Origin of the sequence: Photorhabdus thracensis (genome assembly GCF_001010285.1) — a bacterium.
In the GTDB taxonomy this organism is placed as follows: domain Bacteria; phylum Pseudomonadota; class Gammaproteobacteria; order Enterobacterales; family Enterobacteriaceae; genus Photorhabdus; species Photorhabdus temperata.
Genome location: NZ_CP011104.1, coordinates 4,869,560 through 4,887,280 on the forward strand (window position 1 = coordinate 4,869,560; position 17,721 = coordinate 4,887,280).

At 43.7% G+C, this 17,721-nt stretch carries 20 protein-coding genes; 10 read left to right on the top strand and 10 right to left on the bottom strand.

Features of this window, described 5'->3' with window-relative positions:
- Positions 1 to 107: 107 nt before the first annotated feature.
- The 7 genes from fliL to fliR are packed head-to-tail and all read left to right on the top strand — an operon-like array spanning position 108 to position 4,301.
- Positions 108 to 584 (top strand): flagellar basal body-associated protein FliL, encoded by a 477-nt coding sequence (fliL, locus tag VY86_RS21240; protein WP_046976465.1) that lies wholly within the window; start codon positions 108 to 110, stop codon positions 582 to 584.
- Positions 585 to 589: 5 nt separating this feature from the next.
- Complete coding sequence (gene fliM, locus VY86_RS21245) at positions 590 to 1,594, top strand: flagellar motor switch protein FliM (RefSeq protein ID WP_021324074.1); 1,005 nt, start codon at positions 590 to 592, stop codon at positions 1,592 to 1,594.
- The gene (gene fliN, locus VY86_RS21250) at positions 1,587 to 2,006 is read left to right on the top strand and encodes a flagellar motor switch protein FliN (protein WP_046976466.1); all 420 of its coding nucleotides are present in this window, start codon (positions 1,587 to 1,589) and stop codon (positions 2,004 to 2,006) included. Before fliM ends, fliN begins: the two co-directional genes overlap by 8 nt.
- A gap of 1 nt (position 2,007) precedes the next feature.
- Positions 2,008 to 2,460, top strand: coding sequence for a flagellar biosynthetic protein FliO (fliO, locus tag VY86_RS21255; protein WP_046976467.1), 453 nt, complete (start codon positions 2,008 to 2,010; stop codon positions 2,458 to 2,460).
- 49 nt (positions 2,461 to 2,509) lie between these two features.
- On the top strand, positions 2,510 to 3,226 hold the full coding sequence (gene fliP, locus VY86_RS21260) for a flagellar type III secretion system pore protein FliP (RefSeq protein ID WP_158020045.1): 717 nt from the start codon (positions 2,510 to 2,512) through the stop codon (positions 3,224 to 3,226).
- Between the two features lie 20 nt (positions 3,227 to 3,246).
- Positions 3,247 to 3,516, top strand: a complete 270-nt coding sequence (gene fliQ / locus VY86_RS21265; protein ID WP_021324077.1) for a flagellar biosynthesis protein FliQ — start codon at positions 3,247 to 3,249, stop codon at positions 3,514 to 3,516.
- Positions 3,517 to 3,518: 2 nt separating this feature from the next.
- Positions 3,519 to 4,301 carry a flagellar biosynthetic protein FliR gene (fliR, locus tag VY86_RS21270; protein WP_046976468.1) on the top strand — a complete coding sequence of 261 codons (783 nt, stop codon included), beginning with the start codon at positions 3,519 to 3,521 and terminating at the stop codon, positions 4,299 to 4,301.
- A gap of 317 nt (positions 4,302 to 4,618) precedes the next feature.
- On the opposite strand, the gene VY86_RS21275 is transcribed toward fliR, so the two are convergent.
- Positions 4,619 to 5,728 carry an ISAs1 family transposase gene (locus VY86_RS21275; protein WP_046974065.1) on the bottom strand — a complete coding sequence of 370 codons (1,110 nt, stop codon included), beginning with the start codon at positions 5,726 to 5,728 and terminating at the stop codon, positions 4,619 to 4,621.
- 142 nt (positions 5,729 to 5,870) lie between these two features.
- Between VY86_RS21275 and VY86_RS26635 the strand changes: the two genes are divergently transcribed.
- From VY86_RS26635 to VY86_RS21290, 3 genes are all read left to right on the top strand, one after another.
- Positions 5,871 to 6,173, top strand: a complete 303-nt coding sequence (locus VY86_RS26635; RefSeq protein WP_420800633.1) for a cytidine deaminase — start codon at positions 5,871 to 5,873, stop codon at positions 6,171 to 6,173.
- A 309-nt stretch (positions 6,174 to 6,482) separates the two neighbouring features.
- Positions 6,483 to 6,767: a CopG family ribbon-helix-helix protein gene (locus VY86_RS21285; protein ID WP_021324083.1), complete on the top strand. Its 285-nt coding sequence runs from the start codon at positions 6,483 to 6,485 to the stop codon at positions 6,765 to 6,767.
- The gene (locus VY86_RS21290; protein ID WP_046976470.1) at positions 6,767 to 7,045 is read left to right on the top strand and encodes a type II toxin-antitoxin system RelE/ParE family toxin; all 279 of its coding nucleotides are present in this window, start codon (positions 6,767 to 6,769) and stop codon (positions 7,043 to 7,045) included. The genes VY86_RS21285 and VY86_RS21290 overlap by 1 nt, the downstream gene beginning before the upstream one ends.
- Before the next feature lie 92 nt (positions 7,046 to 7,137).
- Here the strand turns inward: VY86_RS21290 and VY86_RS21295 are convergent, their stop codons facing one another.
- The 9 genes from VY86_RS21295 to VY86_RS21335 all read right to left on the bottom strand — a co-directional run bounded on the left by VY86_RS21295 (position 7,138) and on the right by VY86_RS21335 (position 17,683).
- Positions 7,138 to 7,344, bottom strand: coding sequence for a hypothetical protein (locus VY86_RS21295; protein WP_046976471.1), 207 nt, complete (start codon positions 7,342 to 7,344; stop codon positions 7,138 to 7,140).
- 69 nt (positions 7,345 to 7,413) lie between these two features.
- The gene (locus VY86_RS21300; RefSeq protein WP_238591520.1) at positions 7,414 to 8,271 is read right to left on the bottom strand and encodes a hypothetical protein; all 858 of its coding nucleotides are present in this window, start codon (positions 8,269 to 8,271) and stop codon (positions 7,414 to 7,416) included.
- 59 nt (positions 8,272 to 8,330) lie between these two features.
- Entirely contained in the window at positions 8,331 to 9,926 is a 1,596-nt protein-coding gene (locus VY86_RS21305; protein WP_046976473.1) for a hypothetical protein, read from the bottom strand.
- A gap of 70 nt (positions 9,927 to 9,996) precedes the next feature.
- On the bottom strand, positions 9,997 to 10,920 hold the full coding sequence (locus VY86_RS21310) for a hypothetical protein (protein ID WP_046976474.1): 924 nt from the start codon (positions 10,918 to 10,920) through the stop codon (positions 9,997 to 9,999).
- Positions 10,917 to 12,512 (bottom strand): hypothetical protein, encoded by a 1,596-nt coding sequence (locus tag VY86_RS21315; RefSeq protein ID WP_046976475.1) that lies wholly within the window; start codon positions 12,510 to 12,512, stop codon positions 10,917 to 10,919. The genes VY86_RS21310 and VY86_RS21315 overlap by 4 nt, the downstream gene beginning before the upstream one ends.
- 69 nt (positions 12,513 to 12,581) lie before the next feature.
- Entirely contained in the window at positions 12,582 to 13,505 is a 924-nt protein-coding gene (locus tag VY86_RS21320; RefSeq protein WP_046976476.1) for a hypothetical protein, read from the bottom strand.
- Positions 13,502 to 15,097, bottom strand: a complete 1,596-nt coding sequence (locus VY86_RS21325; protein WP_046976477.1) for a hypothetical protein — start codon at positions 15,095 to 15,097, stop codon at positions 13,502 to 13,504. Before VY86_RS21325 ends, VY86_RS21320 begins: the two co-directional genes overlap by 4 nt.
- A 70-nt stretch (positions 15,098 to 15,167) precedes the next feature.
- Positions 15,168 to 16,028 (bottom strand): hypothetical protein, encoded by an 861-nt coding sequence (locus tag VY86_RS21330; RefSeq protein ID WP_046976478.1) that lies wholly within the window; start codon positions 16,026 to 16,028, stop codon positions 15,168 to 15,170.
- A gap of 59 nt (positions 16,029 to 16,087) precedes the next feature.
- Positions 16,088 to 17,683 (bottom strand): hypothetical protein, encoded by a 1,596-nt coding sequence (locus VY86_RS21335; RefSeq protein WP_046976479.1) that lies wholly within the window; start codon positions 17,681 to 17,683, stop codon positions 16,088 to 16,090.
- Between the last annotated feature and the right edge of the window lie 38 nt (positions 17,684 to 17,721).

Consider the following 17,721-nt stretch of genomic DNA (forward strand, 5'->3'; position numbering starts at 1 on the left):
GCCAGCGAAAATACGCGGGATAATTATTATCGATATTGATGGATAAGCAGGTCCGCCACGGAATGAGTGGACACTTGTCCGCAACGAAAACAGGAACTTGTCTGTCCATGTCTGACTATAGCTACGAGCGTAAACGCAAAAATCCATTTTGGATGATACTGTTAGTACTGATTGCCGTTATCGGTGCCGCCATCGGAGGATACAGTTGGTGGACATTTAAGCAGGCAAAAGAGAGTAACTCTGAAGCACCCCGAATCATAGAAGTCCCTGTATTTATGACTCTGGAACCTTTCACCGTCAATCTGATTGACAATGAAGATCACTTTGACCGTGTGCTCTATATCGGCGTGACCTTACGTTTAACCGATGAAAAAACCCGCAAGCGTTTCCATGAGTATCTGCCGGAAGTTCGTAGCCGTATGCTGTTATTACTATCACGCCAGAAATCAGCGGATCTGGCTCATGACAGCGGCAAATTACGTCTGATGAACGATATCAAGCAAACGCTGCGCCCAACATTGGTACCAGGTGAGCCGGATCAGGTCATCACCGATGTGCTGTTTACCACGTTTATTCTGCGATAATCACCATGAGTGACAATATTCTTTCACAAGCCGAGATTGATGCTCTGCTCAATGGCGACAGTGCCATTGACGACGCAGAAAACACCGCGTCTGGGGAAAACGAGGTTCGCCCTTACGATCCCAATACCCAACGCCGTGTTGTTCGGGAACGTCTGCAAGCACTGGAAATTATTAACGAACGTTTTGCCCGTCATTTCAGGATGGGGTTGTTCAACATGCTCCGCCGTAGTCCTGACATTACCGTCGGAGCAATAAAAATTCAGCCTTATCACGAATTCGCCCGTAACCTGGCGGTGCCGACCAACCTTAACCTTGTTCACCTGAAACCGTTGAGAGGAACCGCACTGTTTGCATTTGCCCCCAGCCTGGTTTACATCGCGGTAGATAACCTGTTTGGTGGTGATGGACGTTTCCCGACCAAAGTGGAAGGCCGTGAATTCACCAATACTGAACAACGGGTGATTAACCGGATGTTACGTATGGCGCTGGATTCCTACCGTGATGCCTGGGATTCCATTTTCAAAATTGAAGTGGAATATATCCGCTCTGAAATGCAGGTGAAATTCACCAACATCACGACATCACCGAACGATATTGTAGTTACGACACCGTTTCAGGTGGAAATTGGCGCGTTGAGTGGTGAATTTAACATCTGTATTCCGTTTGCCATGATCGAACCACTGCGGGAACGCCTGACCAATCCACCATTGGAAAATGTCCGCCAAGAAGACAGTCTGTGGCGGGAAAGCTTGGTAAAACAAGTTCAGCATTCAGAACTGGAGCTGGTCGCCAACTTTGTTGACATCCCGCTGAGGCTATCAAAAATTCTGCAACTTCAGCCGGGCGATATATTACCTATTGATAAACCCGAACGCTTGATCGTTCACGTTGATGGTGTGCCAGTGCTCACCAGTCAATACGGAACATTAAACGGGCAATACGCCCTGCGTGTCGAACACCTTATTAACCCTGTTTTAAATGCTCTGGATGAGGAACAGCCCAATGAGTGACGCTAAACAACCCACAGATACCGCTTCAACCGGATCTGCCGAAGATATGTGGGCAGAAGCGCTGGAACAACAGGCCGCGCAACAACAAACCTCTGACAATAGCGCGGCAATATTTGAATCTCTGGAGCCTCAGGATGCCCTGGCTCATTTATCGGATATCGACCTGATTCTGGATATTCCGGTCAAATTATCCGTCGAACTGGGCCGGACAAAAATGACAATCAAACAACTGCTGAGATTATCTCAAGGCTCCGTCGTCTCTCTTGATGGCCTTGCCGGGGAACCGTTGGATATTTTAATCAACGGCTACCTGATTGCGCAGGGTGAAGTTGTGGTTGTATCGGATAAATACGGCATCCGTATCACCGATATCATCACCCCTTCCGAACGTATGCGTCGACTGAGTCGCTAATATGGCTTTCCAGCCTTCTCTTCATCATGGCGCGGCAGAATCTGTCGCGCAAACCCAGGCGGTTACACAGGTCGCCACTGCTGCGCCGCTTTCCGCAGGTCAGACATTGATACAGGTCAGCAGCGCGTTAGCCGGTGTTTTACTGTTAATTTTCACCCTCACCTGGTTGATACGCCGTATGGGGCTAGTTTCCGGCAAAGGAAAAACACAGCAACAACTGAGTATCAAAGCCAGTTGCTCACTTGGACAACGTGAACGTGTTGTCGTTGTGGAGATTGAAAATGACTGGTTAGTATTAGGCGTTACCGCCCAGCAGATTAATTTGTTACATCAGATGCCAATACCTGAATCCAGCGGTGATAACCCCGAAGGACAACCCATAAAACCGGCACTGTTTGGTCAGATTCTAAAAAATACCCTGATGCGACAAGGCAAGGCCGATGAAAAAAAGTAGTTCTTTCTTTATGACGAGCAGTAAATTCTCATTATCATGCCGCCTGGCAATGGCACTCACTGCGCTGATTTTACCCATGGATGTCGCAGCACAGTTGCCAGGGATTATCAGCCAACCACTGGCCAATGGCGGACAAAGCTGGTCCCTGCCGGTTCAGACTTTAGTTTTTATTACCGCGCTGGGTTTTATTCCCGCTGCTTTGCTCATGATGACCAGTTTTACCCGCATTATTATTGTGTTGGGTTTACTGCGTAATGCGTTAGGCACCCCATCGGCTCCGCCCAATCAGGTTTTACTGGGGCTGACGTTATTTATGACATTTTTTATTATGTCGCCGGTTTTCGATAAAGTTTATCAGGATGCTTACCTGCCTTTCAGTGAAGATAAAATCAGCCTGGAAACCGCTTTAGAAAATGGCGCCAAGCCATTACGGCAATTTATGTTACGTCAGACACGGGAAAACGATTTAGCGTTGTTTGCCCGTCTTGCTGACCAGCCCCCTTTTGAAACCGCAGACTCAGTTCCTATGCGGGTACTGATGCCGGCATTTATTACCAGTGAGCTAAAAACTGCATTCCAGATTGGTTTTACCCTATTCATCCCATTTCTGATTATTGACCTGGTCGTCGCCAGTGTTTTAATGGCGCTGGGGATGATGATGGTGCCACCCGCGACAATCTCGTTACCCTTTAAACTTATGTTGTTTGTATTGGTTGATGGCTGGCAATTATTGCTGGGTTCTTTGGCACAAAGTTTCTACGGTTGACCTGAAAAGAGACAAACATTATGACTCCTGAATCGGTAATGGCATTGGGCACAGAAGCAATGAAAGTCGCACTGGCGCTGGCTGCACCGCTGCTTTTATCTGCTTTATTATGCGGTTTAATTGTCAGCTTATTACAAGCCGCGACACAGGTTAACGAAATGACGCTGTCATTTATCCCCAAAATTCTAGCGGTATTTGTCACTACAGTTATCGCCGGTCCCTGGATGCTGAATCTATTTCTGGACTACATGCGTGAACTCTACAGCAGCATACCCGTGATAATCGGCTGATTATGATCTCTTTTGACAGTGAAATGCTGATTCAATTTATCAGTGAACTTTTCTGGCCGCTGGTCCGGATCCTTGCGCTGTTCAGTACCGCGCCATTATTCAGTGAAAAACAGGCCCCCAAGAAAGTTCGGATCGGGTTGGCAGTGATGGTAACGCTGCTCTTAATGCCAAACCTGCAACCCGCGCAAGTGCCTATTTTCTCTGTTGTCGGATTTTGGGTAACGGTCCAGCAAATCCTAATTGGCGCATCACTTGGCCTGACCATGCAAATAGCCTTTGCTGCGGTACGTCATGCCGGTGAAATCATTGGCTTACAGATGGGGCTTTCATTCGCCACCTTTTTTGATCCCTCCGGCGGCCCCAATATGCCCATTCTGGCGCGTATTTTTAACTTGCTGACTTTACTGCTATTTCTGGCTTTTGATGGTCATCTGTGGCTATTGTCCGTTCTGGCGGATACATTCCAGGTTATACCGGTACAACCATTGCAGCTCAGTGCTCAAGGATTTTGGCTCTTGTCACAAAGCGCTAGCATGATATTTATCAACGGCATGATGCTGGCACTGCCATTAATAACATTACTATTGACGCTTAATTTCTCATTGGGGATCTTAAACCGCATGACACCACAACTCTCCATCTTTGTGGTCGGTTTTCCGCTAACGCTCACTACCGGTATCCTGGTACTGACACTTTTAATCCCCATGTTGGCGCCATTTTCTGAGCGTATGTTCAGTGAATTGTTTAATCGGCTAGCGGTAATTATTAGTGGAATGGTTATTTAAAGATGATTTTCGAACCAAAATTGATCTAAAAAATCATAAGTGTTATATACTGTATAAATCGTACTGTTTAATACTGTAAAGTTTTATCGATAAATAAGAGAAAAGCGGATTTTAGGATTTTAGCTATATAATATATTATTAATAACAGTTAAGATTTTATTTTCAAAGATGTCATTAACACAGAGAAATAAAATAGGCTAATGGTGCAGGAGCAGTAAATTAATGAATATAGAACAAGAGTTATATAACGCCGCAGTTAACTTAATTGAAAAGCGATACCCCAAAGGATCAGGGCACGAGCATACTTTGACTGCTATTCATCCAAAGAAAACTCTTGCCCGATAATCATCGCACCAACCCGCTTTTTTAAGCTTGTTCCTTTGGCTCGGTGCCCCGCAATCGCATTGTTTGACCAGATTCAGGACGATACGACGGAATAAGGCCAGATTCTCAACTGCACCCTCCAGAACAATTCGTGAATCATCTTCTTTAAAGACCACATCAAGAATATAGTGCTGGGTATTTTCAATCCGCCAATGCTGGCGAATATAATATCCCAGTGATTTATGCTTGGGCGAAAGGGAACTCACATAATAAGACGTGTCCACCGTTCCTTTGCCATTTTGTGTCCGGTGACGTTCTACGGCGATAATGCTACGAATGGTCGGCCATTTCTCGATTAATTCTGCCGTAAATTGGGGCCTTAACTGAAACACATAACGCTCTTCACGCCGGCCATGGGCTTCTTGCTTAACTTCCGTGATAATTTTTTCTTTACCGGCATCAAACACCGCCTGAAATTGCGATTGGACGGCTTCCCACAGATGGGGTTGATTTTTTTTCACCTGAACCACGACATGGGCTTTCTTTTCGCTGATTTTTTCCAGCGTTTGGCGCTGACAATGCAAAGCATCCAGCGTGACGATGCTGCCTTTCAGGTCAAGGATATCCAACATCTGCCGCACGATACTGATTTCCCCGTTTTTCGTGGCAGTGGCTTTCTGGCTCAGGACTAATCCTTGTTCCGTATCATATGCCGTGACCAGTTGGACGGCGTTTTGCTTTTCATTACGGTAGGCGCGTCGCAGAACTTTTCCATCGAAGGCAATGACCGGTTTCCCTGCCTGTTCACGTTGTTCATTGATCCAGTTGAGCAAAGCCTCCAACAGCGAATCAAGTTCAATAGCGCGCACAATTCTGGCAACCGTGTGTCGGCATGGTATTCCACTGAGAAAGGGGCGATATTTTTTCAGCCACGTAATTTTGGCCCGACCATAAGTTTCAATATCTTGCCAACCTTCAGCGCCAGCGAGAATGGCGCTGATGACAAGAAAAATAACATCAATCAGCTCGTATTGACGATTGATGTCAGAACGAGTTTCTTTCACAACGGTTAAATGTTCAATCAGGGTCTGGTTCGGATTCATGGGCGAGTATTAAAAAGAAAAATAAGGAGAATGAGATCATATAATTACGGTTCATTCAAGGGGGGGAGGGGTAAAAAAGTATGCTCGCGCCCTGCCCAAAGGATGGGGTGGTGCAGCCGCAGTACGAACAGAATCGGGTAAGATCCTAACCAGCATTGCCCCTGATACCAAAAATGACGCATTATCCCTTTGTATGGAAGTCGGTGCCTATTTGGAGGCACATAAGCTTAATGAAGCGGTAACACACTCCTTATGTCTCTGTCGTGAAGATGCCGGTTGCAAATATATCATTTTGACACCCTGCGGAATATGCCAAGAACGTTTGGTGCATTGGGGTAGTTCAGTTAAGGCGGCCGTGACTAATGAAAAAAACGAGCTGTTATTTAAAACAATACGTGAATTACAACCTTATCATTGGTCAGCAGTTAATGGGGAAATCCTCTAATTTTGAGGGTTTACTTTAGTTTTGTTATTTCTCTTTATTTCTAAGTATTAATTATTACGAGTAATTAACACTTAGAAATATAAAATAAATGGCGATTTCGCATAGTAAGTAAATAAGGTTTCATAATTCCGCCACACGTGGTTTTCTTCAACCGTCTTCCTCCATACACTCCCCATCCTCTATGACAAATAAGCTAAAACTACCATAGCAGGGCCACATATTATATTTTACCATCCTGCCGGTAGTATTCTATTCATCTAAGTACTACACTATACTTACTTTGTAACACAATATGATGGAGCAATAGCTATGAGCGAAACTACTTTTACCTTTCGGGTTGATGATGCTCTAAAAAATGATTTCGCCGCAGCTGCGAAATCGCTTGATCGCAAAGGCGCACAGCTACTACGTGACTTCATGCGCGACTTTGTGCGCCAGCAACAAGAAGCGAGCGCTTATGATGCCTGGTACCGCAGACAAATAGAAATAGGTCAAGCTTCTGCCAATGCCGGTAATCTAGTGTCAGCTGATCAGGTTGAGGCTAAATTTTTGGCTCGTCGTGAAGCCACACTCCGCCGTTTTGAAGCCAAATAATGCAATTATTCTGGACACCGGAGGCCATTCAAGACCGTGAAGAAATCTATGACTATATTGAGATAAATAACCCTTTAGCAGCATTGGCTCTTGATGAACTCTTTTCAAAAAAAGCTAATTGTCTGACTGATCACCCCGATGCTGGTCGACCAGGCAGAGTTAACAGCACCCGCGAGTTAGTAATTCACCAAAATTACATCCTAATCTATGACATTGCTGGTGAAACAATACGTATTCTCCGTATCCTACATACCGCTAGGCAATGGCCCAAATCATAAATTCCGGCTCTCTAGAGCCGGCTCAGATTAATACCTGCATTTGGGCCCCCTTTGGAAACCCATAAACCAACTTACTATTACAACTGTAGAAACTAGAAATCAATATTTCTCCTGATGCCCATGATTCTGAGAAACTGTATGAAAACACCACCGGCTTCATCACCCCCCCAAATATCCCCTATCGGTTCAATCTGGTGATAAATAAAAACCCGTTTACCGACTTTTAAGGTTAATTTGTGAATACAGGGGTCCGGGATTTTACAATCGCAAACCGCACTTTTCATATTAACTGAGAGCATAGTTTTCCTCCCCTCTCACTATTAGCTGCCGGAAACAGTTAATACTGAGTGATTTTAAAAAGGTCATAGTTATCGTGAAATAACCACTTTTCCATTGATTAAAGAAAAATAGGGGCTAAATGTGCGGCCATTCTTACCATCCTTATCCCTAATTAATAATGGGGATGGTGATCCATGTGCAACTTCAAACCGAAATAATCGGCCCCCCATATAACGTACCAATTTGTATTTATTCCAGTCTATCGGTACTACCTGATAACCGTTATCAAAATCTTTCTTAAAGTCGAGAGAATCAAAATAACCTTGTTCTGTACTGTCATTAGCCTGCGCATGTTCATACAACATTAACTTGGCTGCCGATTGTAAAGCGACCAAATCTTTATTTTTCATTATTTGCCAGATATCTTCATAAGCTTTCTTAACCAACTCAGTACTTACTTCCGTTTCCGGCAAGGGAGTAGCCGTGGTCCAAGTCCAAACAGGCAGATCATTTAATGTTACTGTCCGCTCCGCATAATAAATACCTTCATCCTTGAGATTCTTTTCCGTAATTTTACTGGATTGTGCAGTATCAATATTAAAATTAACGGATTTCATACTATTAGGCTCTGCTATACCATTTTTATCTGCTACACTGGCGATAATATTCGTGATTTCATCGGACTGGTAAGGTGTCATCCTTACCAGCCGAACTTTACACTCGGCATCCTTATCTCTATAAATATATCCCTCTTCTGCATCGCGAAATGGAGCCATTTCAATATAGATGGTGTTTTTACCATTTTGCAATAATGGCGCAACATTATACCCGGTTGATATAGTGCCAGTCATTGAATTGAGGTTACTTAATGTATACATCCCATTGACCCTAAGGACACACCGTGCCCGATTGGTTTCCAAGTAAGTGATATATTTAACTTTATCCATTGTATTTTCCCCATAAGCTGATAATGAAAATAAGACCATAAAAAACAAAAAAGCTTTTTTCATTGCGATAACCTCAATTTATATGTCGACTTTTCTTTCGGCAACTTCGGATATATTTCCCATTTTTTTTGTTTCTTAGCATCCATTTTGCTCTTTTGTTTAGAGGATTCATCATTATTTTCAGGTGGTGAAATTCCTACCCCATACTCCACATAATAACTGGCAACAATCCCCTCATGGAAAAATACCAGATATAACCCGTTATCCTGCTTATTCAGCTCAAAGCACCCTTCCGCTTCAATATCCGCACCGGCTTTAAAATACCCTTCCACCAGATAATATTTAAAGCCCGCCTGAATATTCGTTTCCGCCCTAATCGCCAGCGTACCCCTGACCAGATCCCCCAACTGGAATTCCATTTCCCGCTCTTCATTGCTGGCATATTTAAACGACAAGTTTAACGCCCCTTCCAAAACCATATCCAATTGCGCCCCCAGATAAGCACCGTCCCGCCCGTCGTCTACCGCCGCTTTTCCTTTTAACCCCTGTTCACGAATAAGCGCAATTAATTTCTCAACACCGAACTCCGTGGCAAATGCCTGAATTAAATCCAGCCGCAATTTCACCCCAATCAATGGCGCTAATTCCACCGCAACCGCCTGTTCAAAATAAGCCTCATTGCCATGCGAGGCGTTGACCAGTTTACTGCCGCCGCTTAATTTTATTTCCGGCGTCTGGATTTCCATGTCCAGCAATTTTATTTCCTGACTGCCTTCACTGGAAAACAGTTTTTGTAACGTATCAACCGCCTGAAGCCCTTTATCCACTAACCCCAGTTTCCTGCGTTTGGTTTTCAACTCTTCTTCCAATTCATGCGTGAAGGTGTGGGAATACGGGCCTAACGTGTAAGCAAAACTCCCCTCAAGAGTTAACGTATCCGTTAATTCATAACCCGCCGTGCGTTTATGCCAGTTTTCGCCCGGCCTTTTCGCATGCGGATTGGCTTTTTTCCTTTCCTCAAGCGCCTCCGCTTTTCTTTCCGCCACACTTCTTTCCCGGACTTCCTGCTCTGCCCCTATCGTCACATCCAGCGTCCATTCATATTGCGGCAAAACATGGATTGTCGTGTAAAGCGCATCAACCGGCCCCAATAACAACGCCTTCACTTTATCGTCCGCCAACGGGAATGAACGTGTGATAAAAGGCTGGCCGTAACATTGCGTCAGCTCAAGAATATAATCAGTATGGGGTAAATGATTCAGAGCCCCCGGCTGAAACAGAGACGCTTCAATAAAGCCCAGCGGATCACTGGCTATCGGATCAACCGGTAAGGTGTGGTTGGAAAAATGGATTTTATCCTCGGTACCCGGGCCCTTTATGGGGTTTTTAGCCAATTCATGAAACTGAAACGCCGGATTATCCGGGCTATAAAAAATCGCTTTCGGGCACTGCGGATTGTCAGATATACACCGTTTTCCCACCAGAGAAATCGTCACGGGAATACCGTCGGCGTCATCAACCACCCAAATATCCCCTATCGGTTCAATCTGGTGATAAATAAAAACCCGTTTACCGACTTTTAAGGTTAATTTGTGAATACAGGGATCCGGGATTTTACAATCACACACAGCACTTTTCATGTTAACTGAGAGCATAGTTTTTCCTCCCCTCTCACTATTAGCTGCCGGAAACAGTTAATACTGAGTGATTTTAAAAAGGTCATAGTTATCGTGAAATAACCACTTTTCCATTGATTAAAGAAAAATAGGGGCTAAATGTAAATCCATCTTCGCTATTATTTTTATCCTCCATCAACAAAGGGGAGTTGTTACTTTTATCAACTTCAAACCGAAATAACCGGCCACCGAGATAACGCACCAGTTTATATTTACTCCAGTCTATCGGTACTGCCTGATAACCGTTATCAAAATCTTCCTTAAAGCCGTAAGAATCAAAATAACTCTGTTCTGTACTATCATTGGCCTGGGCATGTTCATACAACATTAATTTGGCTGCCGATTGTAAAGCGACCAAATCTTTATTTTTCATTATTTGCCAGATATCTTCATAAGCTTTTTTAACCAGCTCAGTACTTGTCGCAGTTTCCGGCAAAGGGGTCGCCATAGTCCAGGCCCAGACAGGCAGATCATTTAATGTCACTGTCCGCTCTGTATGATAATAAAACTCATCCGGATATTCTTTCGTCGTAATTCTACTGGATTGTGTAGTATCAATATTAAAATTAACGGACTGCGTACTATCAGGTTCTAATGTGCCATTTTTATCTGCCACGCTGGTAATAATATTAGTCACTTCATCAGACTCATAAGGAGTTACCCTTACCAATCTAACCTTACATTCCGCATTTTTTTCTTTATAAACATACTTATCATCCCGGGCACTTAATGGCCCCATATCAAGACTGATAACGTTTTTACCGTTTTGTAATATCACTGCAACATTATACCCGGTCGATATAGTACCTCTAATTGATCCAAAATTACTTAAAGTGTAGATCCCATTGACTTTAAGTCTACAAAGTACATTATTTGTTTCTAAATAAGTAATATATTTAACTTTGTCCATCATATTTTTCCCATAGACTGATAATGAAAATAAGGCTATAAAAAACAAAAAAACTTTTTTCATTGCGTTAACCTCAGTTTGTATGTCGACTTTTCTTTTGGTAGTTTCGGATATATCTCCCATTTTTTTTGTTTCTTTGTATCTGTTTTGCTTTTATGATTAAAAACAGCTTCTTCATTTTTAGATGGAGCAGTTCCTAACCCATACTCCACATAATAACTGGCAACGATCCCCTCATGAAAAAACACCAGACATAATCCTTTATCCTGCTTATCCAGTTCAAAACACCCTTCCGCTTCAATATCCGCACCGGCTTTAAAATACCCTTCCACCAGATAATATTTAAAGCCCGCCTGAATATTGGTTTCCGCCCTAATCGCCAGCGTACCCCTGACCAGATCCCCCAACTGGAATTCCATTTCCCGCTCTTCATTGCTGGCATATTTAAACGACAAGTTTAACGCCCCTTCCAAAACCATATCCAATTGCGCCCCCAGATAAGCACCGTCCCGCCCGTCGTCTACCGCCGCCTTTCCTTTTAACCCCTGCTCCCGAATTAAGGCAATTAATTTCTCAACACCGAACTCCGTGGCAAATGCCTGAATTAAATCCAGCCGTAATTTAATCCCCATCAGCGGTGCTAATTCCACCGCAACCGCCTGTTCAAAATAAGCCTCATTGCCCTGCGGGGCGTTGACCAGTTTACTGCCGCCGCTTAATTTTATTTCCGGCGTCTGGATTTCCATGTCCAGCAGTTTTATTTCCTGACTGCCTTCACTGGAAAACAGTTTTTGCAATGTATCAACCGCCTGAAGACCTTTATTTACTAACCCCAGTTTCTGGCGTTTGGTTTTAAACTCTTCTTCCAGTTCATGCGTGAAGGTGTGGGAATACGGGCCTAACGTGTAAGCAAAACTCCCCTCAAGAGTTAACGTATCCGTTAATTCATAACCCGCCGTGCGTTTATGCCAGTTTTCGCCCGGCCTTTTCGCATGCGGATTGGCTTTTTTCCTTTCCTCAAGCGCCTCCGCTTTTCTTTCCACCACACTTCTTTCCCGGACTTCCTGCTCTGCCCCTATCGTCACATCCAGCGTCCATTCATATTGCGGCAAAACATGGATTGTCGTGTAAAGCGCATCAACCGGCCCCAATAACAACGCCTTCACTTTATCGTCCGCCAACGGGAATGAACGCGTGACAAAAGGCTGGCCGTAGCATTGCGTCAACTCAAGAATATAATCGGTATGGGGCAAATGACTCAGCTCCCCTGGCTGAAACACAGACGCTTCAATAAAGCCCAGCGGATCACTGGCTATCGGATCGACCGGTAAGGTGTGGTTGGAAAAATGAATTTTATCCTCGGTACCCGGCCCTTTTATGGGGTTTTTAGCCAATTCATGAAACTGAAACGCCGGATTATCCGGGCTATAAAAAATCGCTTTCGGGCACTGCGGATTGTCAGATACACACCGTTTTCCCACCAGAGAAATCGCCACGGGGATGCCGTCAGATTCATCAACCACCCAAATATCCCCTATCGGTTCAATCTGGTGATAAATAAAAACCCGTTTACCGACTTTTAAGGTTAATTTGTGAATACAGGGATCCGGGATTTTACAATCGCAAACCGCACTTTTCATATTAACTGAGAGCATAGTTTTCCTCCCCTCTCACTATTAGCTGCCGGAAACAGTTAATACTGAGTGATTTTAAAAAGGTCATAGTTACCGTGAAATAACCACTTTTCCATTGATTAAAGAAAAAATCGGATTATATATAAATCCATTTTCGCTATTATTTTTATCCTCAATTAGCAACGGTGATTTTATACTATCATTAAGCTCATACCGAAATAACCGACCATCCATATAACGCACCAGTTTATATTTACTCCAATCTATCGGTACTGCCTGATAGCCTTTATCAAAGTAATGTTTAAAATCCAACGAATCAAAATGAATTTGTTCAGTACTGTCATTAGCCTGGGATTCCTCATGCAACGTTAACTGATAGGCTGTTTTCAGTGCCGCCAAATCCTGTTTTTTCAACATTTGCCAGATATCTTCATAGGCTTTCTTAACCAATTCAGTACTTGCTGCTGTTTCCGGCAAAGGGGTCGCCATAGTCCAGGCCCAGACAGGCAGATCATTTAATGTCACTGTCCTCTCCACATAATAAAAACCTTCATCTTTTAGGTTATTTTCCGTAATTTTGCTGTACTGCGCGGTATTGGTATTAAAATTAATGGATTTCATACTATTAGGCTCTGCTATGCCATTTTTATCTGCCACACTAGCGATAATATTCGTAATTTCATCAGACTGGTAAGGTGTCATCCTTACCAGTCGAACTTTACATTCCGCCTGCTTATCTTTATAAATATACCCCTCTTCTGCATCACTAAACGGGGCCATTTCGATATGGACAGTGTTTTTACCATTTTGCAATAATGGCGCAACATTGTACCCGGTCGATATAGTGCCAGTCATTGAATTGAGATTACTTAAAGTATAAATTCCATTTACCTTAAGCACACACCGTGCTCGATTAGTTTCTAAATAAGTAATATATTTAACTTTATCCATCGTATTTTTCCCATAAGCTGATAGTGAAAATAAAGCCATAAAAAACAAAAAAACTTTTTTCATTGCGATAACCTCAATTTGTATGTCGATTTTTCCTTCGGCAGTTTTAGATATATCTCCCATTTTTTTTGTTTCTTATCACCTAATTTGCTATTTTGCTTGATAGAATCATCATTATTTTTAGTTATACCTTTCCCCACCCCATACTCCACATAATAACTGGCAACGATCCCCTCATGGAAAAATACCAGATATAACCCGTTATCCTGCTTATCCAGTTCAAAACACCCTTCCGCTTCAATATCCGCACCGGCTTTAAAATACCCTTCCACCAGATAATATTTAAAGCCCGCCTGAATATTGGTTTCCGCCCTAATCGCCAGCGTACCCTTGACCATATCCCCCAACTGGAATTCCATCTCCCGCTCTTCATTGCTGGCATATTTAAACGACAAGTTTAACGCCCCTTCCAGCACCATATCCAATTGCGCCCCCAGATAAGCGCCGTCCCGCCCGTCGTCTACCGCCGCCTTTCCTTTTAACCCCTGCTCCCGAATTAAGGCAATTAATTTTTCAACACCGAACTCCGTGGCAAATGCCTGAATTAAATCCAGCCGTAATTTAATTCCCATCAGCGGTGCTAATTCCACCGCAACCGCCTGTTCAAAATAAGCCTCATTGCCCTGCGGGGCGTTGACCAGTTTACTGCCGCCGCTTAATTTTATTTCCGGCGTCTGGATTTCCATGTCCAGCAGTTTTATTTCCTGACTGCCTTCACTGGAAAACAGTTTTTGTAACGTATCAACCGCCTGAAGCCCTTTATCCACTAACCCCAGTTTCCTGCGTTTGGTTTTAAACTCTTCTTCCAATTCGCTCGTGAAGGTGTGGGAATAGGGGCCTAACGTGTAAGCAAAACTCCCGTCGACAGTTAACGTGTCCGTTAATTCATAGCCGGCGGTGCGTTTATGCCAGTTTTCGCCCGGCCTTTTCGCATGCGGATTGGCTTTTTTCCTTTCCTCAAGCGCCTCCGCTTTTCTTTCCGCCACACTTCTTTCCCGGACTTCCTGCTCTGCCCCTATCGTCACATCCAGCGTCCATTCATATTGCGGCAAAACATGGATTGTCGTGTAAAGCGCATCAACCGGCCCCAATAACAATGCCTTCACTTTATCGTCCGCCAACGGGAATGAACGCGTGATAAAAGGCTGGCCGTAACATTGCGTCAGCTCAAGAATATAATCGGTATGGGGCAAATGATTCAGAGCCCCCGGCTGAAACAGAGACACTTCAATAAAGCCCAGCGGATCATTTTCTATCGGATCGACCGGTAAGGTGTGGTTGGAAAAATGAATTTTATCCTCGGTACCCGGGCCCTTTATGGGGTTTTTAGCCAATTCATGAAACTGAAACGCCGGATTATCCGGGCTATAAAAAATCGCTTTCGGGCACTGCGGATTATCAGATATACACCGTTTTCCCACCAGGGAAATCGCCACGGGGATGCCGTCAGATTCATCAACCACCCAAATATCCCCTATCGGTTCAATCTGGTGATAAATAAAAACCCGTTTACCGACTTTTAAGGTTAATTTGTGAATACAGGGATCCGGGATTTTACAATCGCAAACCGCACTTTTCATATTAACTGAGAGCATAGTTTTTCCTCCCCTCTCACTATTAGCTGCCGGAAACAGTTAATACTGAGTGATTTTTAAAAGGTCATAGTTATCGTGAAATAACCACTTTTCCATTGATTAAAGAAAAATAGGGGCTAAATGTAAATCCATCTTCGCTATTATTTTTATCCTCCATCAACAAAGGGGAGTTGTTACTTTTATCAACTTCAAACCGAAATAACCGGCCACCGAGATAACGCACCAGTTTATATTTACTCCAGTCTATCGGTACTGCCTGATAACCGTTATCAAAATCTTGCTTAAAGCCGTAGGAATCAAAATAACTCTGTTCTGTACTATCATTGGCCTGGGCATGTTCATACAACATTAATTTGGCTGCCGATTGTAAAGCGACCAAATCTTTATTTTTCATTATTTGCCAGATATCTTCATAAGCTTTTTTAACCAGCTCAGTACTTGTCGCAGTTTCCGGCAAAGGGGTCGCCATAGTCCAGGCCCAGACAGGTAGATCATTGAATGTCACTGTCCGTTGCGCATAATAAAATCCCCTATCTTTAAGATTTTTTTCCGTGATTTTGCTGTACTGAGTGGTATCAATATTAAAATTAACGGATTTCATACTGGTGGGCTCCAACGTGCCATTTTTATCTGCTACACTGGCGATAATATTAGTCACTTCATCAGACTCATAAGGAGTTACCCTTACCAGTCTAACCTTACACTCCGTACCTTTTTCCTGATAAACATACCCCTCTTTTGCATTTCTGAATGGAGCTATTTCAATATAAATAGTATTCTTACCATTTTGCAATATCGGAGCAACATTATAACCCGTCGAGATGGTCCCAGTAATTGAACCCAAATTACTTAAAGTATAAATCCCATTGACTCTGAGAACACAATAAGCACGGTTTGTTTCTAAGTAAGCAATATATTTAACTTTATCCATTGTATTTCCTCCATAAGCTGATAATGAAAATAAGGCTATAAAAAATAAGAAAACTCTTTTCATTGCGCTAACCTCAGTTTGTACGTCGATTTTTCTTTCGGTAGTTTCGGGTATATCTCCCATTTTTTTTGCTTCTTGGTGGTCGAATTGGTTATATTTCCAACAAAACTACCTCTATCTTTAGTTGGTTTTGTTCCCACCCCATACTCCACATAATAACTGGCAACAATCCCCTCATGGAAAAATACCAGATATAACCCGTTATCCTGCTTATTCAGCTCAAAGCATCCTTCCGCTTCAATATCCGCACCGGCTTTAAAATACCCTTCCACCAGATAATATTTAAAGCCCGCCTGAATATTAGTTTCCGCACTGATTGCCAGCGTACCCTTGATCATATCCCCCAACTGGAATTCCATCTCCCGCTCTTCATTGCTGGCATATTTAAACGACAAGTTTAACGCCCCTTCCAGCACCATATCCAATTGCGCCCCCAGATAAGCGCCGTCCCGCCCGTCGTCTACCGCCGCCTTTCCTTTTAACCCCTGCTCCCGAATTAAGGCAATTAATTTCTCAACACCGAACTCCGTGGCAAATGCCTGAATTAAATCCAGCCGTAATTTAATCCCCATCAGCGGTGCTAATTCCACCGCAACCGCCTGTTCAAAATAAGCCTCATTGCCCTGCGGGGCGTTGACCAGTTTACTGCCGCCGCTTAATTTTATTTCCGGCGTCTGGATTTCCATGTCCAGCAGTTTTATTTCCTGACTGCCTTCACTGGAAAACAGTTTTTGTAACGTATCAACCGCCTGAAGCCCTTTATTCACTAACCCCAGTTTCCTGCGTTTGGTTTTAAACTCTTCTTCCAATTCGCTCGTGAAGGTGTGGGAATAGGGGCCTAACGTGTAAGCAAAACTCCCGTCGACAGTTAACGTGTCCGTTAATTCATAGCCGGCGGTGCGTTTATGCCAGTTTTCGCCCGGCCTTTTCGCATGCGGATTGGCTTTTTTCCTTTCCTCAAGCGCCTCCGCTTTTCTTTCCGCCACACTTCTTTCCCGGACTTCCTGCTCTGCCCCTATCGTCACATCCAGTGTCCATTCATATTGCGGCAAAACATGGATTGTCGTGTAAAGCGCATCAACCGGACCCAATAACAACGCCTTCACTTTATCGTCCGCCAACGGGAATGAACGCGTGACAAAAGGCTGGCCGTAGCATTGCGTCAGTTCAAGAATATAATCGGTATGGGGCAAATGACTCAGCTCCCCTGGCTGAAACACAGACGCTTCAATAAAGCCCAGCGGATCACTGGCTATCGGATCGACCGGTAAGGTGTGGTTGGAAAAATGAATTTTATCCTCGGTACCCGGCCCTTTTATGGGGTTTTTAGCCAATTCATGAAACTGAAACGCCGGATTATCCGGGCTATAAAAAATCGCTTTCGGGCACTGCGGATTGTCAGATACACACCGTTTTCCCACCAGAGAAATCGCCACGGGAATGCCGTCAGCGTCATCAACTACCCAAATATCCCCTATCGGTTCAATCTGGTGATAAATAAAAACCCGTTTACCGACTTTTAAAGTTAATTTGTGAATACAGGGATCCGGGATTTTACAATCACACACAGCACTTTTCATGTTAACTGAGAGCATAGTTTTTCCTCCCCTCTCACTATTAGCTGCCGGAAACA

Excerpts from the sequence above, each read along its gene's own strand:
- fliR (WP_046976468.1), top strand. The coding sequence starts at position 3,519 with ATGATCTCTTTTGACAGTGAAATGCTGATTCAATTTATCAGTGAACTT.
- VY86_RS21320 (WP_046976476.1), bottom strand. The coding sequence starts at position 13,505 with ATGAAAAAAGTTTTTTTGTTTTTTATGGCTTTATTTTCACTATCAGCT.
- fliP (WP_158020045.1), top strand. The coding sequence starts at position 2,510 with ATGGCACTCACTGCGCTGATTTTACCCATGGATGTCGCAGCACAGTTG.
- fliL (WP_046976465.1), top strand. The coding sequence starts at position 108 with ATGTCTGACTATAGCTACGAGCGTAAACGCAAAAATCCATTTTGGATG.
- VY86_RS21315 (WP_046976475.1), bottom strand. The coding sequence starts at position 12,512 with ATGCTCTCAGTTAATATGAAAAGTGCGGTTTGCGATTGTAAAATCCCG.
- fliM (WP_021324074.1), top strand. The coding sequence starts at position 590 with ATGAGTGACAATATTCTTTCACAAGCCGAGATTGATGCTCTGCTCAAT.
- fliN (WP_046976466.1), top strand. The coding sequence starts at position 1,587 with ATGAGTGACGCTAAACAACCCACAGATACCGCTTCAACCGGATCTGCC.
- VY86_RS21325 (WP_046976477.1), bottom strand. The coding sequence starts at position 15,097 with ATGCTCTCAGTTAATATGAAAAGTGCGGTTTGCGATTGTAAAATCCCG.
- VY86_RS21300 (WP_238591520.1), bottom strand. The coding sequence starts at position 8,271 with ATGGATAAAGTTAAATATATCACTTACTTGGAAACCAATCGGGCACGG.
- VY86_RS21305 (WP_046976473.1), bottom strand. The coding sequence starts at position 9,926 with ATGCTCTCAGTTAACATGAAAAGTGCTGTGTGTGATTGTAAAATCCCG.
- fliQ (WP_021324077.1), top strand. The coding sequence starts at position 3,247 with ATGACTCCTGAATCGGTAATGGCATTGGGCACAGAAGCAATGAAAGTC.
- VY86_RS21335 (WP_046976479.1), bottom strand. The coding sequence starts at position 17,683 with ATGCTCTCAGTTAACATGAAAAGTGCTGTGTGTGATTGTAAAATCCCG.
- VY86_RS21275 (WP_046974065.1), bottom strand. The coding sequence starts at position 5,728 with ATGAATCCGAACCAGACCCTGATTGAACATTTAACCGTTGTGAAAGAA.
- VY86_RS21330 (WP_046976478.1), bottom strand. The coding sequence starts at position 16,028 with ATGGATAAAGTTAAATATATTGCTTACTTAGAAACAAACCGTGCTTAT.
- VY86_RS21290 (WP_046976470.1), top strand. The coding sequence starts at position 6,767 with ATGCAATTATTCTGGACACCGGAGGCCATTCAAGACCGTGAAGAAATC.
- VY86_RS21295 (WP_046976471.1), bottom strand. The coding sequence starts at position 7,344 with ATGCTCTCAGTTAATATGAAAAGTGCGGTTTGCGATTGTAAAATCCCG.
- VY86_RS21285 (WP_021324083.1), top strand. The coding sequence starts at position 6,483 with ATGAGCGAAACTACTTTTACCTTTCGGGTTGATGATGCTCTAAAAAAT.
- VY86_RS21310 (WP_046976474.1), bottom strand. The coding sequence starts at position 10,920 with ATGAAAAAAGTTTTTTTGTTTTTTATAGCCTTATTTTCATTATCAGTC.
- fliO (WP_046976467.1), top strand. The coding sequence starts at position 2,008 with ATGGCTTTCCAGCCTTCTCTTCATCATGGCGCGGCAGAATCTGTCGCG.